This is a genomic window from Jeotgalibacillus proteolyticus (assembly GCF_002926065.1).
Classification (GTDB): Bacteria; Bacillota; Bacilli; order Bacillales; family Jeotgalibacillaceae; genus Jeotgalibacillus; species Jeotgalibacillus proteolyticus.
Window position 1 is genome coordinate 50783 of the sequence record NZ_PREZ01000005.1, and the last position, 20176, is coordinate 70958.

Genomic DNA, 20176 nt, shown 5'->3' on the forward strand with positions numbered 1-20176 from the left:
GTTAGAAAGGTTGTGAGGGCCATTTTAATCATTCGTTTTGAAATATTCATCGAGTATTATTTTCGAGCTCAAAACGGTTAGATCCTCAAGTTTCCACCCATAATCGAGTAATAATTTAATGATATGTACTCCGTAAAAATAGCCGGATCTGCAAAGCTCAGCTTTCTCATTTTTCATAAAATACTTCTTCATTAGAGCTGGTGTTAATCTCTTATCAAAATCATTGTTTAGTCTATTAATTATTTTCTCTCTATACTGATTGAATTCTATGAACTCCCGCTCGCTGACAAATAGAGCCTTCTTTATATTTTTTTCCGAAAACTCCAGCTTATTTACGACCAACGGGCTCAGCGTTGCCAATCCTTCAGCAATAACAAGCTGACCAACCGATAGATTCTCAAATTCCTTTAACGTACTGAACCGGACTAAATGGTTAAACTCATGAATAATTAAGGCTTCTACATCCGTGTTCGTAAGCCGTTCAAGCCCTAAATAAATAAACGGCTTTCCCGCTTTGAGTGCAGTACCATCTATGTGGCCCAAACCCACCAGTAAATACACATCAAACTCCTGTTGAAAATTAAAAAAGGTTATACATTTTTCGATCGTTTCCTTTATCGCTTTTATTGAAATCTTTTCAAGGCTTTTTTCTGCCTTCCTCATGATCTCACTAAAGTCTGTCCCCTCAACCATTACCTTGACGTTCTCTAAATCAGTCATATACAGGTCTTTAAAAATCGTGTTAAAGATCATTTCATATTTAGTGTGATAGTCCATCCAATACTTTAGCTTATTTTGCGGGATACCCTCTTTGGAAAATGCGAGTTTAAAATCTTCATATCCGTTTATTACCTGCATTTAATCAGCTCCGGTATTTTATACTTGCTCACGCTAGAGCTATATACAAATTTTTAAAAAACCCATCACCACTGTTTTCGTTAGCCAATCCAGGAAAGCTTTTTGTACGTGCTTTTATTTAGGATACACTTTTTCAAACCGCTCACATACGAGTAACATATCCGGCGAAAATTCTTTGCCATACTCCTTTAGGGATTCGGTAAAGAATTTTTCATGTGCTTCCCACCAAAAGTGGTAGTCTCCTTCTCCTTCCGCTAATGCGAATTCTTCTGTTACCTCGTTCATCGGAACAATCTCAACTGACTTGATTTTAATGACTGCGACAGGCTCATCTTTTTCGTTTAAAACAATATAATATTCACCTGCCTGGGGAATTTCCTCTTTTTCGATCTCGTAAAACACAAGACCTGAACATGTTGCCCTCTTCTTCCCCTCCACAACTAAACCAGCTAACCATTCAGCAGGGCCTCCAAATTGAAACGCATCTTTGTATTCTGCGTCTACATTATGATTTTCCTGACAAAATTCATTCCAAAATTGCTGTATTTTATCCATTCCTATTCTCCTTTACTTCAAGTTTTTTCTACACTTTAGGCTATTTACTGATTCTCATATATCTTCAATAGTAAATTTCCACAAAAAAGAGCACTTCTCCTTCCTGAAGAAATGCTTTTTAAAATCACCGGTTATGAGAGTACCTACTATCTAACCCGATAATCGTTATAAGGTTGTTAAACTTGGTAATGAGATACGTTATTTGGATTGTTTTTATAAATAAGGGAATTGGCTATTTATTTTTAACATTGGGGAATACGGAGCTTATTCTTTTATTCGCTTTACTTTGCTTTGGCGAACCTCTCATGGAAGGTGCTGCGTTTTTTGTTCTTGATAAGCGACCACACTGCTCATAGATCTCTCAATAACAAATGTAGCCGCTTCTACATCACTATACTGTTCTTTTTCCCTGGAATCTGCAAAAATCAATTCGATATTCTTACTATTACTGGAAACGCTTAAGACCTCCTGGTTATTTTTCCTGAATACATGAGTCATCTCAACATCGTCATACATACACAATAACTCTAAAACATCCTTTATTCTTTTATAATTAGATGACGACACGTTAAACACATTCTCCTTCCATCAATGGTTTTTAACGTCTCCAGAGGCACAGTTTCCTATTTTTTGATAGAATAACATATTTTCATTTATTTTTGTTCAAAGGTTCAGAAATGTTAAAAAATTGTAATATTTAAATAATTATAGAATGGTTGCTGGATTATGAACGGCATTTTTTTGACCATCAAGTAATGGATCCCTTAATTAGATCCTGTGCTTTTTTTATTACATGACTTTCGTTTATTCCTGTAATAGACCAAATTCCGGCGCTGTTTTTAACATATAAAGTTTTACTTTCATTAAACTTTACTAAGAAACAAGAACATCCAGCCAGTTCTACCCTTTCAATGGCGGCTATTCCTTCACCTGCTACTGCATGTGCTATTACAGGAACATCCGGCATTAAAATCCAGCCTAATTCAAAAATCCCTCTGCTATTTTCTATCCATCTCCATCCAAACGAATTCTCATAAATAGTCTGATTTTCATTTGTACTCCCGTAGATAATGCCTTTCAACGAAGGGGTATGTACAGGGGGTCTTTCCAGCTTTACTATATTTATTTTTAAACGATCATTCACTGCAGTAGCAACAATTTCAGAATTCACAAAGCCTCTAAGGTTATCGAAAGAAAATAACTCTTCAAACGAAGGAATATCCCAGTGCTCTCTTACTTCATCTTTTGTTTCTTGTTCTATTTTCGGAATCCTGTAAACTCCCCCAAATTCAACCACTTGATTCCCGTATTTCAACGGTTTACCTTGCTTTAATAACCATCTATCCAGTGCAACTGCAGCTAACCATTTTGGTTTAAAGCCTAATTCAACAGCTTTTAAGCTTAATTGGTATGCCTGCCAAAAATCTTCTAACGATTCTCCGTGTTGGTAGATGATAGCAGCATGAATGAAATCAATTCCATCAGTAGCAGATCCTCCATCAATGATTAATTTGACTCTACTTCGTCTCTTTCTATCCCGTTCTATTCTGTCATGCGGCATGGTTCGAAGGTCTTGTTGGTCTTCATCAAATAATTGTTTCAGTTCTTTATTCAACTTTTCACCACCCAATTGCAATGAAACTACCTTTAGTAACTAACATTATACTTCATTACCTTTATCTACTATTTATAAAGCCTGGACGGTCTGAAATTATCCATTTTCATCAAGCTATAAAATGCTTATAAAATGTAATAGCGATTGGCACTGACAATATAGTATACTATTGGTATATTTTGTTATTGGAGGTTTCCCTTTTGAGCGAATTAAATGCAGGAGATATTATTTTTCAATTATTCAGCTTAGGATTTTTAGTACTAGTTGTTGTAGGGATTGTGATGGCTATTCGTTCCTATACTAAACACAGAAACCAGCTTAGTAGAATTGAAGAGAAGCTGGATACTCTTAATGAGCATAAAAGGAAGGATAAAAAGTCCTGAGGAGGAGTGGAAATGGGTGATTTTTTCATCTATCTTATAGGCTTTTTTATTGTTGTTGCTAATATTCTTGGCTATCGATCCTACAAAAAAAGAAAAAGCCTATACTCCTATGCCTTCACGCTGTTACTTCTGGCTGTTTTATTTAGTTCCACCGGGGGCTTATTAGCCCTCCTCATTATTCGTGATGGCTTTGCCATTTTTTACGGCTTGCAGGTTGGTTTTTATTTGCTCCTAAACAGTCTCATCGTTTTTCTACTTGCTGTTTTAATGACGTTAATTAAACTCTATAAAAAATAGTCTATCGTAAGGAGATGAGGGCATTTTGAGAAAACAAAAGATAAAGTCAGCAACAAAAGAATGGGTAAAAGCAATCTTGATTGGCTTGTCCCTTTTTATTATTATCCGAACTTTCCTTTTTGCCCCTGTCCTCGTAGACGGAAAATCCATGGAATCCACCTTGCAGGATGAAGACCGCCTTATTGTTACAAGGCTTGGCAATCTCGAGCGATTTGATATTGTCGTTTTTCACGCTAATGACAAGGACGACTATATTAAGCGTGTCATTGGGCTGCCCGGGGATACGATTGCTTATGTAAATGACCAGCTGTTTATTAACGGTGAACAGTATAATGAAGAATACATAGAAGAAGATATAAGAAGCCATAAAGATCAATTTGGTGAAGATGCACTTTACACGGGGAATTTTACCCTTGAGGATAAATTAGGCTTTGAAGAAGTGCCTGAAGATACAATTTTTGTCATGGGTGACAACAGACCGCATAGCTGGGACAGCAGGGATATTGGCGTAGTGCCATTGGATTCAGTTATTGGGGAAGCAAGGGTTTTGTTTTGGCCTTTTAAAAACTCCACGCTTCTGACGAATGGGCATAAGGATGAATGAAGTGGTTTGTGAAGATTCCAGGTAAAACACCAGTTAGATTAAAACTCACTAAATAGTAATTATTACTACTTTTATTAAATCCACTAAGGAGAACAGATGATGAATAGTCCATCCAGAAGAACAGGATTGTTACTTGTTATAACAGGAGCAATCTTTTGGGGTGTTGGGGGTACCGTTGCACAAAAGCTCTTCCAGCAATACGGGATCGATGTTAATTGGCTCGTGACCACGCGATTGCTTATCGCCGGCTTTTTACTTTTAGCCGTTCAATTCTTGTTAAAAGACCGTGCTCAGGTTTTTGGCATCTGGAAAAATAAACGAACAGCCTTTCAGTTGGTTATTTTCGGACTGCTTGGCATGCTTGCCGTTCAATACACGTATATGGCATCGATTAAGCACGGAAACGCTGCAGTTGCGACGCTTTTACAATACTTAGCACCTGTCATGATCATCCTCTACTTAATTTTGCGTAAACAAACAGTTCTGACACAACGGGATCTGATCACCGTCACACTCGCATTAGGCGGCTGCTTTTTCTTATTAACAAACGGTTCACTCTCAAATCTGTCTGTTCCCGCTCCAGCAATTATTTGGGGTGTATTATCCGGGGTTGCTCTAGCTTTTTACACCTTAAACGCGATTCCACTACTTGCCCATTACGATTCCCTGGTCATTGTTGGCTGGGCTATGGTCATTGGCGGACTTGCCTTAAGCTTGATCCATCCCCCGTGGCAAATGGATTTTACAGGGGTACCGCTAGAAGCTTATTTGTATTTAGTTTTCGTGATCTTATTTGGGACCATGCTCGCTTTCTGGTTTTACATCGAAAGCTTACAAAGTCTTTCCCCTAAAGAAACCAGCCTTTTAGGAAGTTTAGAGCCGCTGGCTGCTGTTTTGACAACAGTTTTCTGGCTTCATGAACCCTTTGGATCATTTCAATGGCTTGGTACGGCTTGTATTATTGGGATGATCCTTTTACTCGCTTTGACTAAAAAGTCCTCTTCTAAACAGACTCTAAGCAATAAAAAGCCTCTCAGAGTTAGCTAAAGTAAGCTGGCATTGAGAGGTTTTTTGATGGATATTTTTATTCCATACGAAGATCGCTGCAATTGTAAATCCGTTTTTCATTTCCTTTTGAGGTCGTTGAGGAGGTTTTACCTGTTTTCACTGTATCAATTAGGAGAGATTATTGTACTCCTTCGTTTTTAACAAAATAAAGTTGTTTCGCGTCATATTCAAACCATATGATCGTTTCATTTTTCCCCTCTGCACACACTTTTAGTTTTCCACTTCCTGCATCATAGTATTGCTTATTCCTTATAGGATCCAAAACAATAAACACAAATTCGTTTACTTCTGCCAGCACATAAAGGGTATGGATAAAATCAACATCTCTGTTTAACTCTTCTTTTCTAAAAACCATTTCTGTGTAGGTTCGTGATCTATTCAAAGGTGTGATCTCAATGGATTCTGTCGGGCCCTTAGCCTCTTTCTCAATACCGGCATTCTTTTTTCCCTCAAACCCTATGAGAATCTCTCCGTAGACAAGCTCACTCATCAATTTTTCAAAACTATGAACATCCTGAACTGTATACGTGTATACAGTACTGTTTCGTATAAATGACACGCTATCTGTTCTTACTAAAGCAAAGTTTTCTTTTTCCGGATGGAACTCACTCATAGGTTTCACTACCTTTATCATGAGTACTAGTTAGCCAAGGTTTTAGGGAGTGATATATTTCGCCTATAATGCCTTTTAACTGATGAACACCTGAATCTGTATTTGTCATGATGATTAAGCCGCTCCCCAATTGAGGATAAGCAAGCATCATTGACTGAAAACCAACTCCCCAGCCAAGTGAAGAGATTTGGAGTTCTTTATTTGAACCGTCTAAAAATACTCCTAATCCAGTCCAGCTTTTACTGCCTTGTTCGCTTATCATTTCGTGTGCGTTAGCTGCTGAAATTCCAATTCTGCTTTTATTATTCAAGGCGTCCATCAATTCAATGAGCAGCTTCGATAAGTCTGATGAAGTTGTCCATAGTCCGGAAGCTGCGGGATAAGGATATACTGGAAATTTTCCGTTCACTGCTGTACCGTCTTTGTTATGACCAGAAACAAAATTCTCTACAGTCTCTTCAGTTTGCAAAAATGTACTATTCGTCATTTGTAATGGCTCAAAAATCAGTTCCTCTACAGTTTTTTCAAAAGGTCCTCCAGTCACATCCTCTATTAGCTGCTGTATAATACAAAATCCTGCATCTGAATAATGAAAATCACTCTCTGGTTCATACTGAATTTGAATTGGTGTCTTACAATACGGCGTGCTTCCATTTAGTATTTCGCTCATTGATGGGAAGCCTGTTTCAGGGATTAGTTCCGTAAAGCTGCCCTCAGGGTCCACCACTCCGGATTGATGAATTAACAGGTTTCGTAATGTCATCTTTTTTTCACCTGCTAAATTACTAGTAGGAATTTTCCATGAACGCAGCCCTTTATTTATATCTTCGTCTAAATCGAGCCTGTCTTCTTCTGTTAGCTTTAACGCGACTAATGCCGTTAAAAACTTGCTAATCGAACACGCATTAAAAACTGAGTTATTGTGCACTATTTTATCGGTCCCTGCTTCCATTAGGCCTTCGTTTTCGATTGATTGAATTTGTCCGTTCTTAATTAAAGCAACACTTAACCCGATAATATTATGTACCTTCATCAGCTCTTTACTATCTACATACTTCTTTAACATAATGTCCCTCCACATCAGCTGCCAACTCCATAAATGGTAAGAGTTAAAGAAAAACCTCCACACTATCACTCCCAATTAATTTTATACGGACACTTGATGAGCCGCCGCCTCCAACATAATTGGGAACATCGGATACATCAAGCAGTTCGTTAAAGTGAAGCCTCTTCTTCTCATTTGCTTCGATGTCACCTTGTATGGACCAGCAATATTCATAAGGGATACCATCCGTGAGTCCTCTCCAAAAAAATAGGGATCAACAAACTCAAGCTCAAACGTCACTGGTTTATTGCTCCGATTATGCAGTGTAAGGTGGCATACACCTTGAATTAAACCTTCTTTAATAGGTGATAATGAGCACTCATTGTCATCCTCATATGAAATAGCTTTCACACCTACTGCCAGCGTTTCCTGGTAAGCTGTTGTCATCAATGGCGGGGTAAATGCGAATAGAAGCAATGCCGCAACAATACTCCTTGCATGATATTTTCCGAGCCCTTTTCCAAGAAAAATGAGAGAACCGATTAATAACAGAGTACCAATCACCCCTAAAATATTGACCCGTCCACCTTCTTCAATGGGAAACATCATGATTGATACAGATCCCTGCAGGATTTCTTCATTAGGGATTAAATAATAGATTAAGAGCGAAAGACAAAATAATAAAGCCGAAATTCCTAAAAATGCTTTGTTTTTAATCATCTACTATCCCCTCTTTTCCATACTCCTCAGCCCATCATACAATTTGTTTCATAATTAGTAAATATAGGTTTTTAATGATAATTTTAAAAATATGAGGTGAACGGAGCGGAAGGGGCCGACTCCTGCGGGAGGAAGCGGGAGCTTGAGATCCACTTGCGTTAGCAAGTTAGCTCAAGCCCCGCCCCGCGGAAAGCGTGCCCCTGCAGAGCAGTGAACCGGGCCAAAGAGGCTGAGACAAATATTTGTCTCAGCCTCATTAACAGATGAAATTTTTAAGAGAACAAACTAATCAGATAACCAAGCAAAATCCCGACAACACCAAAGTCAGAATCTCCAAAGGTTGTGCCTTCAAAGCCAAGTGAACCGAGTACAGGTAATAATAGCGCAGGCAGGAAGCTGATTAATAGCCCGTTTGTGAAGGCGCCAATGATGGCTCCTCTTCGTCCGCCTGTTGCGTTTCCGAAGACTCCAGCTGCTGCACCTGTGAAGAAGTGAGGAACGAGTCCAGGTACAATCACGGCCAGACCAAACACAGGAAGTAACAACAAGCTGATCAAACCGGCTGTAAAGCTTGAAAGGAAGCCAATAATTACGGCATTTGGAGCGAATGGGAATACGATTGGACAATCCAGTGCAGGCTTTGCATTTGGGACAATTTTATCTGCAACCCCTTTAAATGCTGGAACGATTTCTGCAATGAGCATCCGCACACCCGCCAGGATAATGAATACCCCACCGGCAAAGGTGATCGCCTGCAGAAGAGAGAAGACAAGGAAGTTTGTTCCATCGCTTAATTCCGCTTCAATAAATCCGCTGCCAGCAACCATTGCTACCACAAAGTACATGATTGCCATGGTGAGCGCCAGCGCTACGGATGAATCTCGTAAAAATCCAAGAGATTTCGGCACCTTTACCTCTTCCGTTGTTTTCGTTTTGTCACCAGTCAGCTTTCCTACTTTTGCTGCCACGAAGTATCCGATCGAACCAAAGTGACCAAGTGCGATGTCATCTGATCCTGTAATTTCTCTCATGGTTGGCTGCAGTAATGCAGGAAGTAAGACCATTAACGAACCTAAAATGAGTGAACCGACGATCACAAGTACTACACCATTCATGCCTGAAGTAGATAAAACCGCTGCCAGTAAACAAGCCATGAATAAAGTATGGTGACCGGTTAAGAAAATATATTTAAATTTTGTTATGCGGGCAAGTAAAATATTGACGAGCATCCCAATCAACATGATCATGGCTGTTTCTGTGCCAAATGTATTTTGGGCTAATGCCACGATGGCTTCGTTATTTGGAATAACGCCCTGGATATTAAATGCTTTTTCAAACATCGCACCGAAAATTTCTAAGGAACCAACTAGCACCGCTGCCCCGGCGCCGAGAATGATGAAGCCCATAATGGTTTTTAACGTTCCGGAAACAACATCCGCTACTCCCTTCTTTTGGAGCAGTAAGCCGACTAAAGCAAATAAGCCGACCAGGATGGCAGGTGTTCCAAGAATGTCGTTCATAATGACATTAAACATATTATTCTGCCTCCAGGATATGTTTCTTTACCTTTTCTGCAATTTCATTTTGACTGACCATGTTCACAACTGGGATGACTTTTTTGTTTCCATCTTCTAATTGCTCCATGATTTCAGGTGAACCGATGTAGTAATCTGCGCTCTCTGTTTTCGCACTCGCAAGGTCCATGTTTTTGCATTCGCCGTCGATATTCAAATCCTTCAGCACCTTATTTACATTTAAAGAAAGCATGAAGCTTGTTCCTAACCCGTTTCCACACACCGCTAAAATCTTCATTATAAATTCCTCCTAGAATAAGTTTTTAATATCCTGATAATTCTTTGCTGCTAAAAGCTCATTAAGTTTTTCTTCATCGGTTAAAATCTCAGAGATTTCTTTGAGGAGCTCTAAATGTGACGTTGCATCACTTGAAGCTAGGACTAAAAAGATTCTTGCACTCTTCTCACCTTGAAAGTAAACGCTTTCTTTTGAGACCAAAAGACTGATACCCGTTTCATTTACGCCATCTTCAGGACGTGCATGGGGCATGGCCACATTAGGCATGAGAATGATATAGGGACCAAGCTCCTTTACATTCGAAATGATTTTTTCTACATACCTTGGTTCAATAGAGCCCTTATCGAGTAAAGGGGCTGAAGCAATTCGTATGGTCTCTTCCCAGCTTTTCGCTTCAGAAGTAAATTGGACCATCTCTTCTGTCAGCTTTGTTTCAAGCATTTGTTAACCCCCTTTTAAAAACGTTATGTTCTTTATGCTTTTATCTTACTGGGTAAATGGGCAATAAAAGAGACGGGTTTTTGCCGCATATTGCGGAAAAACCCGTCTTATTAACCATTCTATTTAAATACTGGTGTAAAACTGATCTGCCGTTTTCATCTTTTTCCACTCTTCGATTAGGTTTTGATTTTCACCTAAATAACTGATTTCTTCAAACATCTTTTTCACTGCTTCATCCTTCGTATCTTTAATCGCAAGCATGAACACAACAGAAACCAGCTGCTGTTTCCAGTGTACAGGATTTTTAAAGATCGCAACTGCAACACCCTGCTTTAATACGTTTCTCGGATTGCCATGGGGAATAGCAATCTCCCCTCCTATAGCTGTAGCAGAGAGCGCCTCTCGTTCAATTGAATCATGAACATAGTCTTTATTTACATATCCGTTCTTCTCAAGCAGTCCGCATAAGGATTCAATTATTTTATCTGGTCCTTCTAGTTCTTCCCCTAAAATAATCAACTCTTGATCCAAAAACTTTTTTAAAGCAGAAAAATCGGAAAATTTTTCTCTGTCTGCAGTGGAAATGAACTCCTTCAGCTTTTCTTCCTCTGCTTTTGGAAAAAGTGGAGATACAAGTATAACCGGTAAAGTTGTGTGCTCTAAAGGGATGGTGCTAATAATGAAATCAGGCTGATCATGCCGGATGGACTCCTCCACCTCATCAGCTGCCACACAGCGGAGCAGCTCGAGCGAATGGAATTTCCGCTCAATTTTTGTCGTCAAAAGCTGCGACATCCCGATCCCCATTGAACAGACAACGATGGCTCTTTTATTTTTCCCATTCAGTTTTTTCAAGCGTTCTTTTGAAGCCTCGAAATGTAAAACAAGATACCCAATCTCATCCTCAGGAAACACAAACCCAACCGTCTCATTTAATTCTTCCATGATTTGAAACAAAGTGGCAAATGTATACGGATAGGCCTGCTTTATTTCTAATAGAAGAGGATTTTTATGATAAAGTCCGTGCTTAATTCGTTCAAAGGTGGTTTGCATATGAGCGGCCAGGCTATCAAATAACAAAGGATCCGTATCATGAGTAATGTTTGTGAGCTGAGAGGTTTTTTGAATCATCGTACGAATAAGTCCATGGATATCCTCTGCTGCTTCATTGAATGAATGGGTTCCTGTATTTTTTTCTTTTAGACTCAGTACATGGAGTAAGAAGTACAGGATCTCATCTTCGGGAAACTTTATCAGGAAAAATGACTCCAATTCTTTTAAATGATTTCTTGTGACCTCATATTCTTTTTTTGCTTTTAGTGCTTCGGCATTTTCAAGCGATAGACTGATTGTTTGCTTCCGCTTTATCCGCTGGGTTGTAATTAACAAATGGAACACTAAATTAAGAAAAGAGTCTGATGTAAATTGTTTATTTAGTTCTTTTTCTAAGCGCTTTATCTGATGCTTTACCTTGCTTAATTCAGCCTCAGAAAACCATTTATTATAAAAGGAAGGCAGGTTGTCCTCTTCAAAGAAAGTATGGAATCTTAAAAGAGCCGTCCGTTTATCCCGCTCTTTTCCAATTAGGCGAATCCCCACTTTTTGTTTTGATTCAACCGCAAGTCCAAACGGCTCTAGCCACGATGAGATTTCAAGTAAATCCTGTTTGATCACTTGTTTACTCACGAAAAATTCATTCATTAAATCCTGAAGTGATACTGTTTTTCCTTCATTAATGAGCATCGTCATGATATGTAGTTTACGTTCCTCATCACTTCGGTCAGCTTGCATGGGACGTGATTGATCAATCAGGGACAGAATCTGCCTTTTCTCTTTATCAGACCCTTCAAAACGAACTCCAATATTAGGTCTTCTTATAATTTCCGCTTGAAAGGATTCTTTCTTCAGCCACAAATCAATTTGCTTAAAATCATTTCGAACCGTTCGCTCTGAGCAATTCAGGGAGCTTGCGATCATATCTATCGTCAATGTTTCATTCGTATTATTTCGTACCAGCTGATGGAGAATCTTCGTTTGTCGATTATTCATTTTGCCACCTCTATGATTTTACCTTCCTTTATCTATAAGGAAGGACAACAAATGACCCCAGTTTAAACGCTTAAACAGAAGTCCGGATAAGTCATTAATTCTACTTGTTATATTATCACTAAGGGGGAGAAAAGTTGTAGTTTTCAGTCTTTTGGGGATCGGCAGTTAACGTGTCCCTTTGCACAAGGCAAGTTGATTTCCGCTGCAGGGGCATGCTTTCCGCGGGGCGGGGCCCTTCGCTAACCTGCTATCGCAGGTTGATCTTAAGCTCCCGCTTCTTCCCGCAGGAGTCAGCCCCTTCCGCTCCAATCAACTCGTGGAGACTTGATAAAGTTCTTCGATCTCATATGAATTCCCGCTCCAAAACCTAAAACATAATCACCAATTATTGAGTTTGGGGTGATAAAGATTTGGTTGTCTAGATTTTTTTGACGGGCATATATTGATTACACATGAAGGTAACTCTGAATAGACTGTTATTATGCATGATTCTTTGTTTCCGAATGCGTTAAATTTGGACTAAACCCCAAGGAAATACAGAAATATGAAAGCTTTCAGTACTTCAGGCGCATAGTGTTTCGGAAGCTTGTTACTTATAATAATTAAACACTACTATAACCAAGCACATGATACCCCATCCTATTTAGAGGAGACTTTAAGATGAACGACTGGGAACGTCCCATACCTGAGTTATTGAAAATTAAGGTGATGTCACATCCAAACAATGAGCCCGTCACAATTGAAGGTGAAACATCAGATCTGCGCTGCATCGGAGTCGGCACTGATGCTGCTGTGTTTGAATCTCTTTCAACACCAGGCTATGCGTATAAATTGTATGCGAATGAAAAAAAAGAGAAAGTGGCGATGGAAGCGAAAGTTTATGGGATCCTGGGAGAGTCTGTGTATTTTCCGGTCTGCTACGGGGCTTATGATGAGTTTCTTGTCCTAAGCTACGAAAAAGGGATCACACTTTTTGATTGCATTTTGCAGGGAGTTCATATTCCAAAACAGGCCGTGCAGGATGTAGAGGATGCCAGAGATTACGTTCGAAGCAAAGGACTTAATCCCCGTGACATTCATTTAAAAAATATTCTCCTGCAGAATGGCCGGGCTAAGATCATAGATGTTTCCGAATATGTTTTACCGGGAAATGATTTCCGCTGGGAGCATTTAAAGCAGGGCTACGAGCAATACTACCATTTAATCGACGGAAGCTCCGTGCCCTTTTGGCTGGTGGAAACCGTACGAAAATGGTACAACCAACGCGCCGGTCACTCGTCGTTCGAAGAATTTTCAAGGCGCGCGCTGAGATTGTTGTTTAAAAAGTAAGAGACCTGGTCTGATTGGCGAAATCAGATCAGGTTTTTTTGCATTATCTTCCCGAGCCAGAGGTGTTAACGATGGATCGACTTTATCTAATTACTTTTCAATTTTACTGTCCCAAGCTTGGGTTAATCTGTCAAAACCCCTTATTATTTAATCTGTTCTTATATCCTTTAACATGTACTTTTAAAAGCACTTACAAAGTCCCACCCAAGGTTGATTGCAGTGGAAGTCGGTGACTCCGAGGGGAAAGAAGCGGGGAGGCTGAGATCCATTGGCGAAGCCAATTAGCTCAGCCCCGCCCCCCGGAAAGCATCCGACTGGAGCGGAAATCAACCTTCCCCTTTTCAAGCATCAAACTCCTACTATCCCCTGTCCTTTAATACCAATTTTAAAACTGCAAAGATTTCATTTTAAATACATTTCTCCAGTTTCCACACCACTTTCCCTCAACCTGTTCGTTTTTTGACTAAAATAGAGTATAATAAAAGGTACGTTTTTTTTAATATTTAAAGGTGGTAGGAATGCGATGAGTTTTGAATCTCAATCATTTACAGATGGCATCGAAAAGCTTGAGCAAAAGCTTTTTCTAAAATTCATGCCATCCAATCAGCAAGACGAACGCCTTATTCAAAAAGGGCTTTTCTTATATAGACAAGGAACCGTATATGACGCGGGCTACGATCCTTCCATGGAGATGCTGCGTGCTAAGGTGCGCGATGTGTACCAGGTCAATGTACGGATTTCATTAGATCCTTCAAAATCCAGCTCCTGCAGCTGTCCGGAGGAAAACTGGTGCCGCCACCGCATGGCTGTCTTTTTTAAATTTTATCAGCAGTCATCAAGTGTCAGCCAATGGATCTCGAAATGGAGAAACCAGAAAACCTCCATGCTTAAAATGGAAAAATCACCTGAAGCCTGGAAAGCGCTTGTTGAGAAATCCATTGCTCACTTTGATTACCAGCAGCTGCTTGAACAGCCGTTTTTATTTAATCACTACACGAAGAATGCGCAGCAGACCCTATTTAAAACTACACCGATGGAAAAGGAATGGAAGCCTCTTTATGAGCTCCATACGATGTTTTGGCTGTTCATTTCTCTTTCAAAGGAAATCAGCGCACAAGGAGCTTCTCTTAAAGATGAAGAAATCATCGACCACCTTGCCTTTTTAGTAGAGGAGATGGAGGACGCGCTCGCTGACTTAGCCGTTTATGCACGCCCGTTTGCCTTTGATCCATTTTTGGAGGATCTTCGCAAGGGGTCTCATGAGCTTCTTGAGGACATTTCGTCGCCTATTTCCTATTCTGTTTATTCCCTTTTATGGTTCCAGCTTTTCACCTCAAAAGCCTGGAGAGAAAAGGAGCTTGAGCGAATCTCATCAGAAGAGACAGTGAAGGATGAGGTGCTGTATGCCCGCACCGGTCTTGCTTTATTGCTTTCTAAAAACGACATCTGGAAGGAGCAGTTTAAGCTCTCGCCTCCTTCTGTTGTTCCGCATGCTGTCAGATGGATGGAATGGATGCTGTGGGATGATAAGCTCGATGCCGCAGTTACGATTTTAAAGGAGCTGCCTAAAAAGGTTCCGGACCATTTGAATGCTTTCCCTTCCGAGTCTGAAAAACGGGCATTTGCCCACTGGCTGATCCGAAAGCTTGAAACCGGAAAGATTCGTATGCAGTCGCCAGATTCAACGGTGATGGTGTATGAGGCGCTGCTTCCTTTTAGTGCAAGACATCTTGGCTCCCTTTTACTTGATTCAGGACGCTATAAGAACTGGGTTGAGCTTGTGGACTGGATTGGCTTTACGCCTGAGGAGCTTGAAGCTGCCGGGTTTAAGCAGCTGATCACAGAGCGTCCTGAGTTTGCTGTCCCTCTTTTGCATCAGTGGATTGAAGCGTTAATCGCAGGACGCCAGCGGGAAACATACCGAAAAGCGGTTCGCTATTTAAAGAAATTAAAGAAGATCTATCAGCAAAGCAACCAGGTCCAGCGATGGGAGCATTATTTTCAGTCCGTTTTAACAGAGAATAAGCGTCTTCGTGCCTTTCATGAGGAATGCAAAAGGGGGAAACTGATCCATGTGGAAGAGTGAAAATAAAATTCTCGATGTAACAAAACTGTCGGGTGGTCACTTTTCCCTTCAGGCCGTTACGCAGGATGGCGAGATTCTTCCTCCCGACTCCTGGCAGCGACATCTCCTTTTATGGCATAAGGAGAGCTTTCACGGAACGATGCTGAAAAAGCATGAAGAAGCTCATGTTTACAGTGTTGTGCTTGATAGCTGGTCCATACTTACTCTTTTTGCGCAGCCGAGCTTTCATGGCCGGATTACTTGGGATCTCTCCCCTTCTGCCCAATTTTATTACGATGCTGCTCCCCTTCTATTCGAATGGATCACAGAGGGGAAATGGCTCGAGGAATGGCACGGCAAGGATGCACGTGACTATGACCAGTTTAACATGACGTTAAGTGATGATTTCTGGGAGGAATGGCGTGATATTTCTGATGCCCAGATGGAGATTGGTGAAGAGGATAAGGAGCATTTTAACGACTGGTACCAGCAGGCAATTACGTACTTTTTTGAACATAACCATAGAAGCCGCGGGCTTGTGAAACGGATTTTCAATGAGAATCATGCCTTAACCGCGGCTGACCTTGCAACGTATTTTGATGAAGAAAAATGGTCTGACTGGGTGCAGGAAAAAGACCTCGCCTCCCCTTACCGCTTTGGAATCCGGTTTGAAGAGCCGATGTCTGAGGATGGGCTTTGGACGATGCAGCCATTTTTACGCGACCAGCGCCGGGCTGACTGGACGTATGATCTAAAGCTTTCTGTTCCTCTGGAGCGCTCGCTTCCTGATCGCTGGAAAAAAGAAAAAGAAGCGATCGAACAGGAGCTTTCACGCTGGGTTCGCCTCATTCCGTATCTTAAGGATGAAGGCGTCTGGCAAACAGAGATGTCTGAGGAACGTGCGTGGCTCTTTTTAACGGAAGGAAGTCAGAAGCTTTTAGCGTTGGATGTTGAAATTTTACTGCCATCATGGTGGAAGTCGATTCAGCAGTCAAATGTTGCTCTAAAAGCCGCTGTAAAAGGCGATCACAGCTACCGTCCTTCCTTTGTCGGACTGGATGCACTCGTTGAGTATGACTGGAAGGTTTCTATTAATGGCAGTGATATGACCGATGAGGAATTTGATTCGCTTGTTAATGAAAAAAGACGCTTTATTCAGATCAACGGAGACTGGATCGCGCTTGATCCTGCTTTAATTGCCCGCATCCAGCGGGCGATGGAAACAGCGAAAAAGCGCGGTATTCGCATGCGTGATCTTCTTGAACAGGAGCTTGATCAGGCAGCTGGTGCTCCTGAAGATGTTATTGAGCTTGATGATCTTAGAATTCAATATGAATTAAACCGCTCGATGAAATCGATGCTGGATTCACTGAACGATGTAGGCCAAATTCCGCTCATCGAACCGCCAGCAGGACTTGAAGGAACGCTCCGACCGTATCAGCAGCAGGGCTTCAGCTGGATGCACTTCCTTCGTACAAACCGTTTTGGCGCCTGTCTGGCAGACGATATGGGACTCGGAAAAACGATTCAGCTGATCAGTTATATGCTTCATGTGAAAGCAACAGAAAAACTGACTGCACCGTTTTTAATCGTCTGTCCGACTTCTGTTCTTGGAAACTGGCAGCGGGAAATTGAACGGTTTGCCCCATCACTTAAGCTGCATCTGCATTACGGGCCTTCCCGTCACAAGGAGGAGTCATTCCACCGCGTCATTCAAGGCACAGATATTGTGTTGACCTCCTACGGCCTTTGTCATGCCGATCAGGAGGAGCTGACGTCTGTTCAGTGGTCTGCCGTTGCGCTTGATGAGGCGCAGAATATTAAGAACCCGCATACGAAGCAGTCTAAAGCGATCAGAAAGCTTGAGGGCATGCATCATCTTGCCTTAACGGGAACACCGATGGAGAATCGTCTATCTGAGCTTTGGGCGATCTTTGATTTTATTAATCACGGCTATCTTGGTACACTTTCAAGCTTCCGCCAGCAGTATATTGTGCCGATCGAGCGTGACAGCTCTGAACTTCTGACGAGAAAGCTGCAGGGAAGAATCCGTCCGTTCCTTCTGCGGAGAACGAAGAATGATCCGGCAGTCGGCTTAAATCTTCCTTCAAAAATTGAGCAAAAGGAATTCTGCCCGCTGACAACTGAGCAGGCGTCGCTGTATGAGCAGCTTGTGAAGGATACGCTTGAGAAGATTCCAACGCTAAGCGGCATTGAACGTAAAGGCATGGTCCTTCAGATGCTGAATCGCTTAAAGCAGCTTTGCGATCACCCTGCCCTGTTTTTAGGCGAGCTTGATCCTGAATACATCACAGAACGCTCTGAAAAGATGCTGAAGCTGATGGATCTTGTGGAACAGATTATGGACGCGAAGGAAGGCACGATCATTTTCACCCAGTATATTTCAATGGGGAATATGATCAAGCAGGTGCTTGAGGAGCAATACGGAGTTACTGTCCCATTTTTAAATGGCTCTACGCCGAAAAATAAACGGGATGAGATGGTGGAACAGTTTCAAAACGGCTCGTTTCCAATCTTTATCCTGTCGCTTAAGGCCGGCGGTACCGGCTTAACCCTGACCGCTGCCAACCACGTCATCCACTATGACCGCTGGTGGAACCCGGCTGTTGAAAATCAGGCAACAGACCGCGCCTACCGCATCGGCCAAACACGATTTGTCCATGTGCATAAATTTATTTCTTCTGGAACGGTAGAAGAAAAAATCGACCTGATGCTTGAGAAGAAGCAATCGTTAAATGAAGAAATCATTAAAGGCGATCAGTGGATCACCGAGCTTACAAATGAGGAGCTTGAGGATTTGCTGGTGCTGTCACAGTAATTAATGCTAAAGACTGTCTAAGTCAGGGTTTCCTGGCTTTAGGCGGTCTTTTGTTTTTTGGTGAATACTTCAGTTTAGTACTTCTTAAATTCTTTTTTTACTACTTTTTTTGCCGTTTGTTTACTTCAATTGTAATAAACTCCGGCAAATAGTCGGGCGTACATCCTTTTGCTACTATTTCGTCTTTGTAAAGACCTGTGTTCTCACCAAGTTGAATACACCGTGCGCGATTCTTTTCATCATAAACGCCTATCCAGCCTGCTGTAAAATTCATAGCCCATTGAACTTCTGGTTCTTCCTGCGTAATAGCAGCTTCTAATGCTGATAGCAAGTATGAAGTGTTATCAGGTGGTATTTGTCCAGTCCATCTCAATCGCGCCTGATAATACCAGAAAGCCCGCCTTTGAAGAGCAGAAGGACTTTTTTCCCAAGATTCCATCAATGCAATATTTTTCTTGTTTTTAGTAAGCTGATTAGCCATTAACCAATCCATTAAGTTATTTCGCTCATCAAAAGTGTGAGCCTGCATATCCTTATCAAACTTATTTAGCACATCTTGCGAAAGAAGTTTTTTATCCATAATTAAAATCGCTAATAGTCTTGGGAGGAACTCTTCAGTTGCCCACAGCTCCATAGCTAGTTCGTGATCTACTTTTATGTCCTTTGCGATTTTTCGCAAGTCACCCAGCTTAGTTTCACTATTGATCTTCTGGAGAATATCTTCAGCTTTTAAAGAACGTTTTCTTTCTGCACCTTGATTTTCATTCATTTTATTCAACCCCTTATTAAGGTATTGTTTCATAATTATGGGTATAAGATAGAATGCACCCTTTAATTGTAAATATCTAAGAATTTCTTAACATTTACAGCCCGGCGTGATTGTTCTTTTAAGTTTGGATTTTCTTCAAGGTCAAACACTACTTCCTCCCCTTTATAAGTGATTTATACCCATCCATTTGAATAACGCTGAAAAAAGTTAGTTGAATTAATCTTTTCATTTCAATAAGTAAATCTAGATGCTTTTCTTTTGAAGAGTATTTCATTTGCTATTCTCCATTGAATGAATTGGGATACTAAGTACAGGAAACATAATACCAATTACTATTCATTTTTTGCATCCAAATTATAGTAGCCTGACCATCTTCCCATTTGAAGAAAAAACATATTCCGAAAAATTATCTATCGTTCATTTTCATAACTTCATTTCCGTCGGATAATGAGGAGTAATACTACTTTTTTGGAACTAGGAATTCTGAACGTTTGTAGAAAAGCATTACTGTTATTCCAGTAAAGCTTACAATTAGTTGAATAACATTATTTCCATATTCTTTGTACATCCTGAAGTCTTGTATCTGCAAAAACCAATTTGTAGATATCAGGTTTAGTTGTATTTTTCCAAAAATCATATTCGTACTTTGAGTTGAAGTAATTCATAATTATTGTCATTATATTTCCGTGTGTCCCAATAACTATGGTCTTCCCCTTGTATTGATTTAAAAGACTTTTGATTACTGGTATAGAGCGCTTTTGCACTTCTCTAATTGACTCCCCTCCTGATAAAAAATAATCTAAATCTTCGTAGGATTTTTTAATAGCGTTTTGAATTTCATCATCAGGCAATTTATAAGCCCCTTTTAACTGTCTTTCCCTTAATTCTTCAATAGGATATATTTCTATATTTTTCTGTTCGGCAATACCTTCAATCGTTTGAATAGCTCTCCTATAAGAGCTCGAGGCTATAACATCTATTTTCACCTTACTCATTAAATCTGTAATTTTTTTTGAGTCTATTTCACCCTCTTTTGATAATCCTCGTGTTCGTTCTTCTCCGAAAATAAATGGTGATTTTGCGTGTCTAATCATATAAATTATGGTATTCATAT

At 40.5% G+C, this 20176-nt stretch carries 20 protein-coding genes; 7 read left to right on the plus strand and 13 right to left on the minus strand.

Annotated elements, in window-relative coordinates; translation table 11 throughout:
* Positions 1–24: 24 nt before the first annotated feature.
* The 4 genes from C4B60_RS13380 to C4B60_RS13395 all read right to left on the minus strand — a co-directional run bounded on the left by C4B60_RS13380 (position 25) and on the right by C4B60_RS13395 (position 3028).
* Positions 25–858, minus strand: a complete 834-nt coding sequence (locus C4B60_RS13380) for a DUF2268 domain-containing putative Zn-dependent protease (RefSeq protein WP_104058529.1) — start codon at positions 856–858, stop codon at positions 25–27.
* A 114-nt stretch (positions 859–972) separates the two neighbouring features.
* Positions 973–1413: an ASCH domain-containing protein gene (locus C4B60_RS13385; protein WP_104058530.1), complete on the minus strand. Its 441-nt coding sequence runs from the start codon at positions 1411–1413 to the stop codon at positions 973–975.
* Between the two features lie 303 nt (positions 1414–1716).
* Positions 1717–1980, minus strand: coding sequence for a hypothetical protein (locus tag C4B60_RS13390; protein ID WP_104058531.1), 264 nt, complete (start codon positions 1978–1980; stop codon positions 1717–1719).
* A gap of 181 nt (positions 1981–2161) precedes the next feature.
* Positions 2162–3028 (minus strand): hypothetical protein, encoded by an 867-nt coding sequence (locus tag C4B60_RS13395; RefSeq protein WP_104058532.1) that lies wholly within the window; start codon positions 3026–3028, stop codon positions 2162–2164.
* A 200-nt stretch (positions 3029–3228) separates the two neighbouring features.
* On the opposite strand from C4B60_RS13395, the gene C4B60_RS13400 reads away from it, so the two are divergent.
* The 4 genes from C4B60_RS13400 (at position 3229) to C4B60_RS13415 (ending at position 5359) form a co-directional block, all read left to right on the plus strand.
* Positions 3229–3411 (plus strand): DUF4083 domain-containing protein, encoded by a 183-nt coding sequence (locus C4B60_RS13400; RefSeq protein WP_245153982.1) that lies wholly within the window; start codon positions 3229–3231, stop codon positions 3409–3411.
* A gap of 12 nt (positions 3412–3423) precedes the next feature.
* Positions 3424–3708, plus strand: coding sequence for a 3-isopropylmalate dehydrogenase (locus C4B60_RS13405; RefSeq protein WP_104058533.1), 285 nt, complete (start codon positions 3424–3426; stop codon positions 3706–3708).
* 25 nt (positions 3709–3733) lie between these two features.
* Positions 3734–4312 (plus strand): signal peptidase I, encoded by a 579-nt coding sequence (gene lepB / locus C4B60_RS13410; RefSeq protein WP_342365041.1) that lies wholly within the window; start codon positions 3734–3736, stop codon positions 4310–4312.
* A 99-nt stretch (positions 4313–4411) separates the two neighbouring features.
* A complete protein-coding gene (locus C4B60_RS13415) occupies positions 4412–5359 on the plus strand; it encodes an EamA family transporter (protein ID WP_104058535.1) in 948 nt (315 codons plus the stop codon).
* Positions 5360–5498: 139 nt separating this feature from the next.
* On the opposite strand, the gene C4B60_RS13420 is transcribed toward C4B60_RS13415, so the two are convergent.
* The 7 genes from C4B60_RS13420 to C4B60_RS13450 all read right to left on the minus strand — a co-directional run bounded on the left by C4B60_RS13420 (position 5499) and on the right by C4B60_RS13450 (position 12060).
* Positions 5499–5993: a hypothetical protein gene (locus tag C4B60_RS13420; RefSeq protein WP_104058536.1), complete on the minus strand. Its 495-nt coding sequence runs from the start codon at positions 5991–5993 to the stop codon at positions 5499–5501.
* The gene (locus C4B60_RS13425) at positions 5986–7059 is read right to left on the minus strand and encodes a serine hydrolase domain-containing protein (RefSeq protein WP_104058537.1); all 1074 of its coding nucleotides are present in this window, start codon (positions 7057–7059) and stop codon (positions 5986–5988) included. The genes C4B60_RS13420 and C4B60_RS13425 overlap by 8 nt, the downstream gene beginning before the upstream one ends.
* Before the next feature lie 81 nt (positions 7060–7140).
* Positions 7141–7758, minus strand: a complete 618-nt coding sequence (locus C4B60_RS13430; protein ID WP_104058538.1) for a hypothetical protein — start codon at positions 7756–7758, stop codon at positions 7141–7143.
* Between the two features lie 272 nt (positions 7759–8030).
* A complete protein-coding gene (locus tag C4B60_RS13435; RefSeq protein ID WP_104058539.1) occupies positions 8031–9293 on the minus strand; it encodes a PTS ascorbate transporter subunit IIC in 1263 nt (420 codons plus the stop codon).
* A 1-nt stretch (position 9294) separates the two neighbouring features.
* The gene (locus C4B60_RS13440; RefSeq protein ID WP_245153983.1) at positions 9295–9570 is read right to left on the minus strand and encodes a PTS sugar transporter subunit IIB; all 276 of its coding nucleotides are present in this window, start codon (positions 9568–9570) and stop codon (positions 9295–9297) included.
* A gap of 12 nt (positions 9571–9582) precedes the next feature.
* A complete protein-coding gene (locus C4B60_RS13445) occupies positions 9583–10011 on the minus strand; it encodes a PTS sugar transporter subunit IIA (RefSeq protein ID WP_104058541.1) in 429 nt (142 codons plus the stop codon).
* A gap of 123 nt (positions 10012–10134) precedes the next feature.
* Complete coding sequence (locus tag C4B60_RS13450; RefSeq protein ID WP_104058542.1) at positions 10135–12060, minus strand: BglG family transcription antiterminator; 1926 nt, start codon at positions 12058–12060, stop codon at positions 10135–10137.
* 660 nt (positions 12061–12720) lie between these two features.
* On the opposite strand from C4B60_RS13450, the gene C4B60_RS13455 reads away from it, so the two are divergent.
* From C4B60_RS13455 to C4B60_RS13465, 3 genes are all read left to right on the plus strand, one after another.
* Positions 12721–13389: a serine/threonine protein kinase gene (locus tag C4B60_RS13455; protein ID WP_104058543.1), complete on the plus strand. Its 669-nt coding sequence runs from the start codon at positions 12721–12723 to the stop codon at positions 13387–13389.
* A 523-nt stretch (positions 13390–13912) separates the two neighbouring features.
* Positions 13913–15475 carry an SWIM zinc finger family protein gene (locus tag C4B60_RS13460; protein ID WP_104058544.1) on the plus strand — a complete coding sequence of 521 codons (1563 nt, stop codon included), beginning with the start codon at positions 13913–13915 and terminating at the stop codon, positions 15473–15475.
* On the plus strand, positions 15462–18293 hold the full coding sequence (locus C4B60_RS13465; RefSeq protein WP_104058545.1) for a DEAD/DEAH box helicase: 2832 nt from the start codon (positions 15462–15464) through the stop codon (positions 18291–18293). Before C4B60_RS13460 ends, C4B60_RS13465 begins: the two co-directional genes overlap by 14 nt.
* Positions 18294–18393: 100 nt before the next feature.
* Here the strand turns inward: C4B60_RS13465 and C4B60_RS13470 are convergent, their stop codons facing one another.
* Complete coding sequence (locus C4B60_RS13470; RefSeq protein WP_104058546.1) at positions 18394–19062, minus strand: DNA alkylation repair protein; 669 nt, start codon at positions 19060–19062, stop codon at positions 18394–18396.
* Positions 19063–19607: 545 nt separating this feature from the next.
* Positions 19608–20174: a histidine phosphatase family protein gene (locus C4B60_RS13475; RefSeq protein ID WP_104058547.1), complete on the minus strand. Its 567-nt coding sequence runs from the start codon at positions 20172–20174 to the stop codon at positions 19608–19610.
* Positions 20175–20176: the final 2 nt, after the last annotated feature.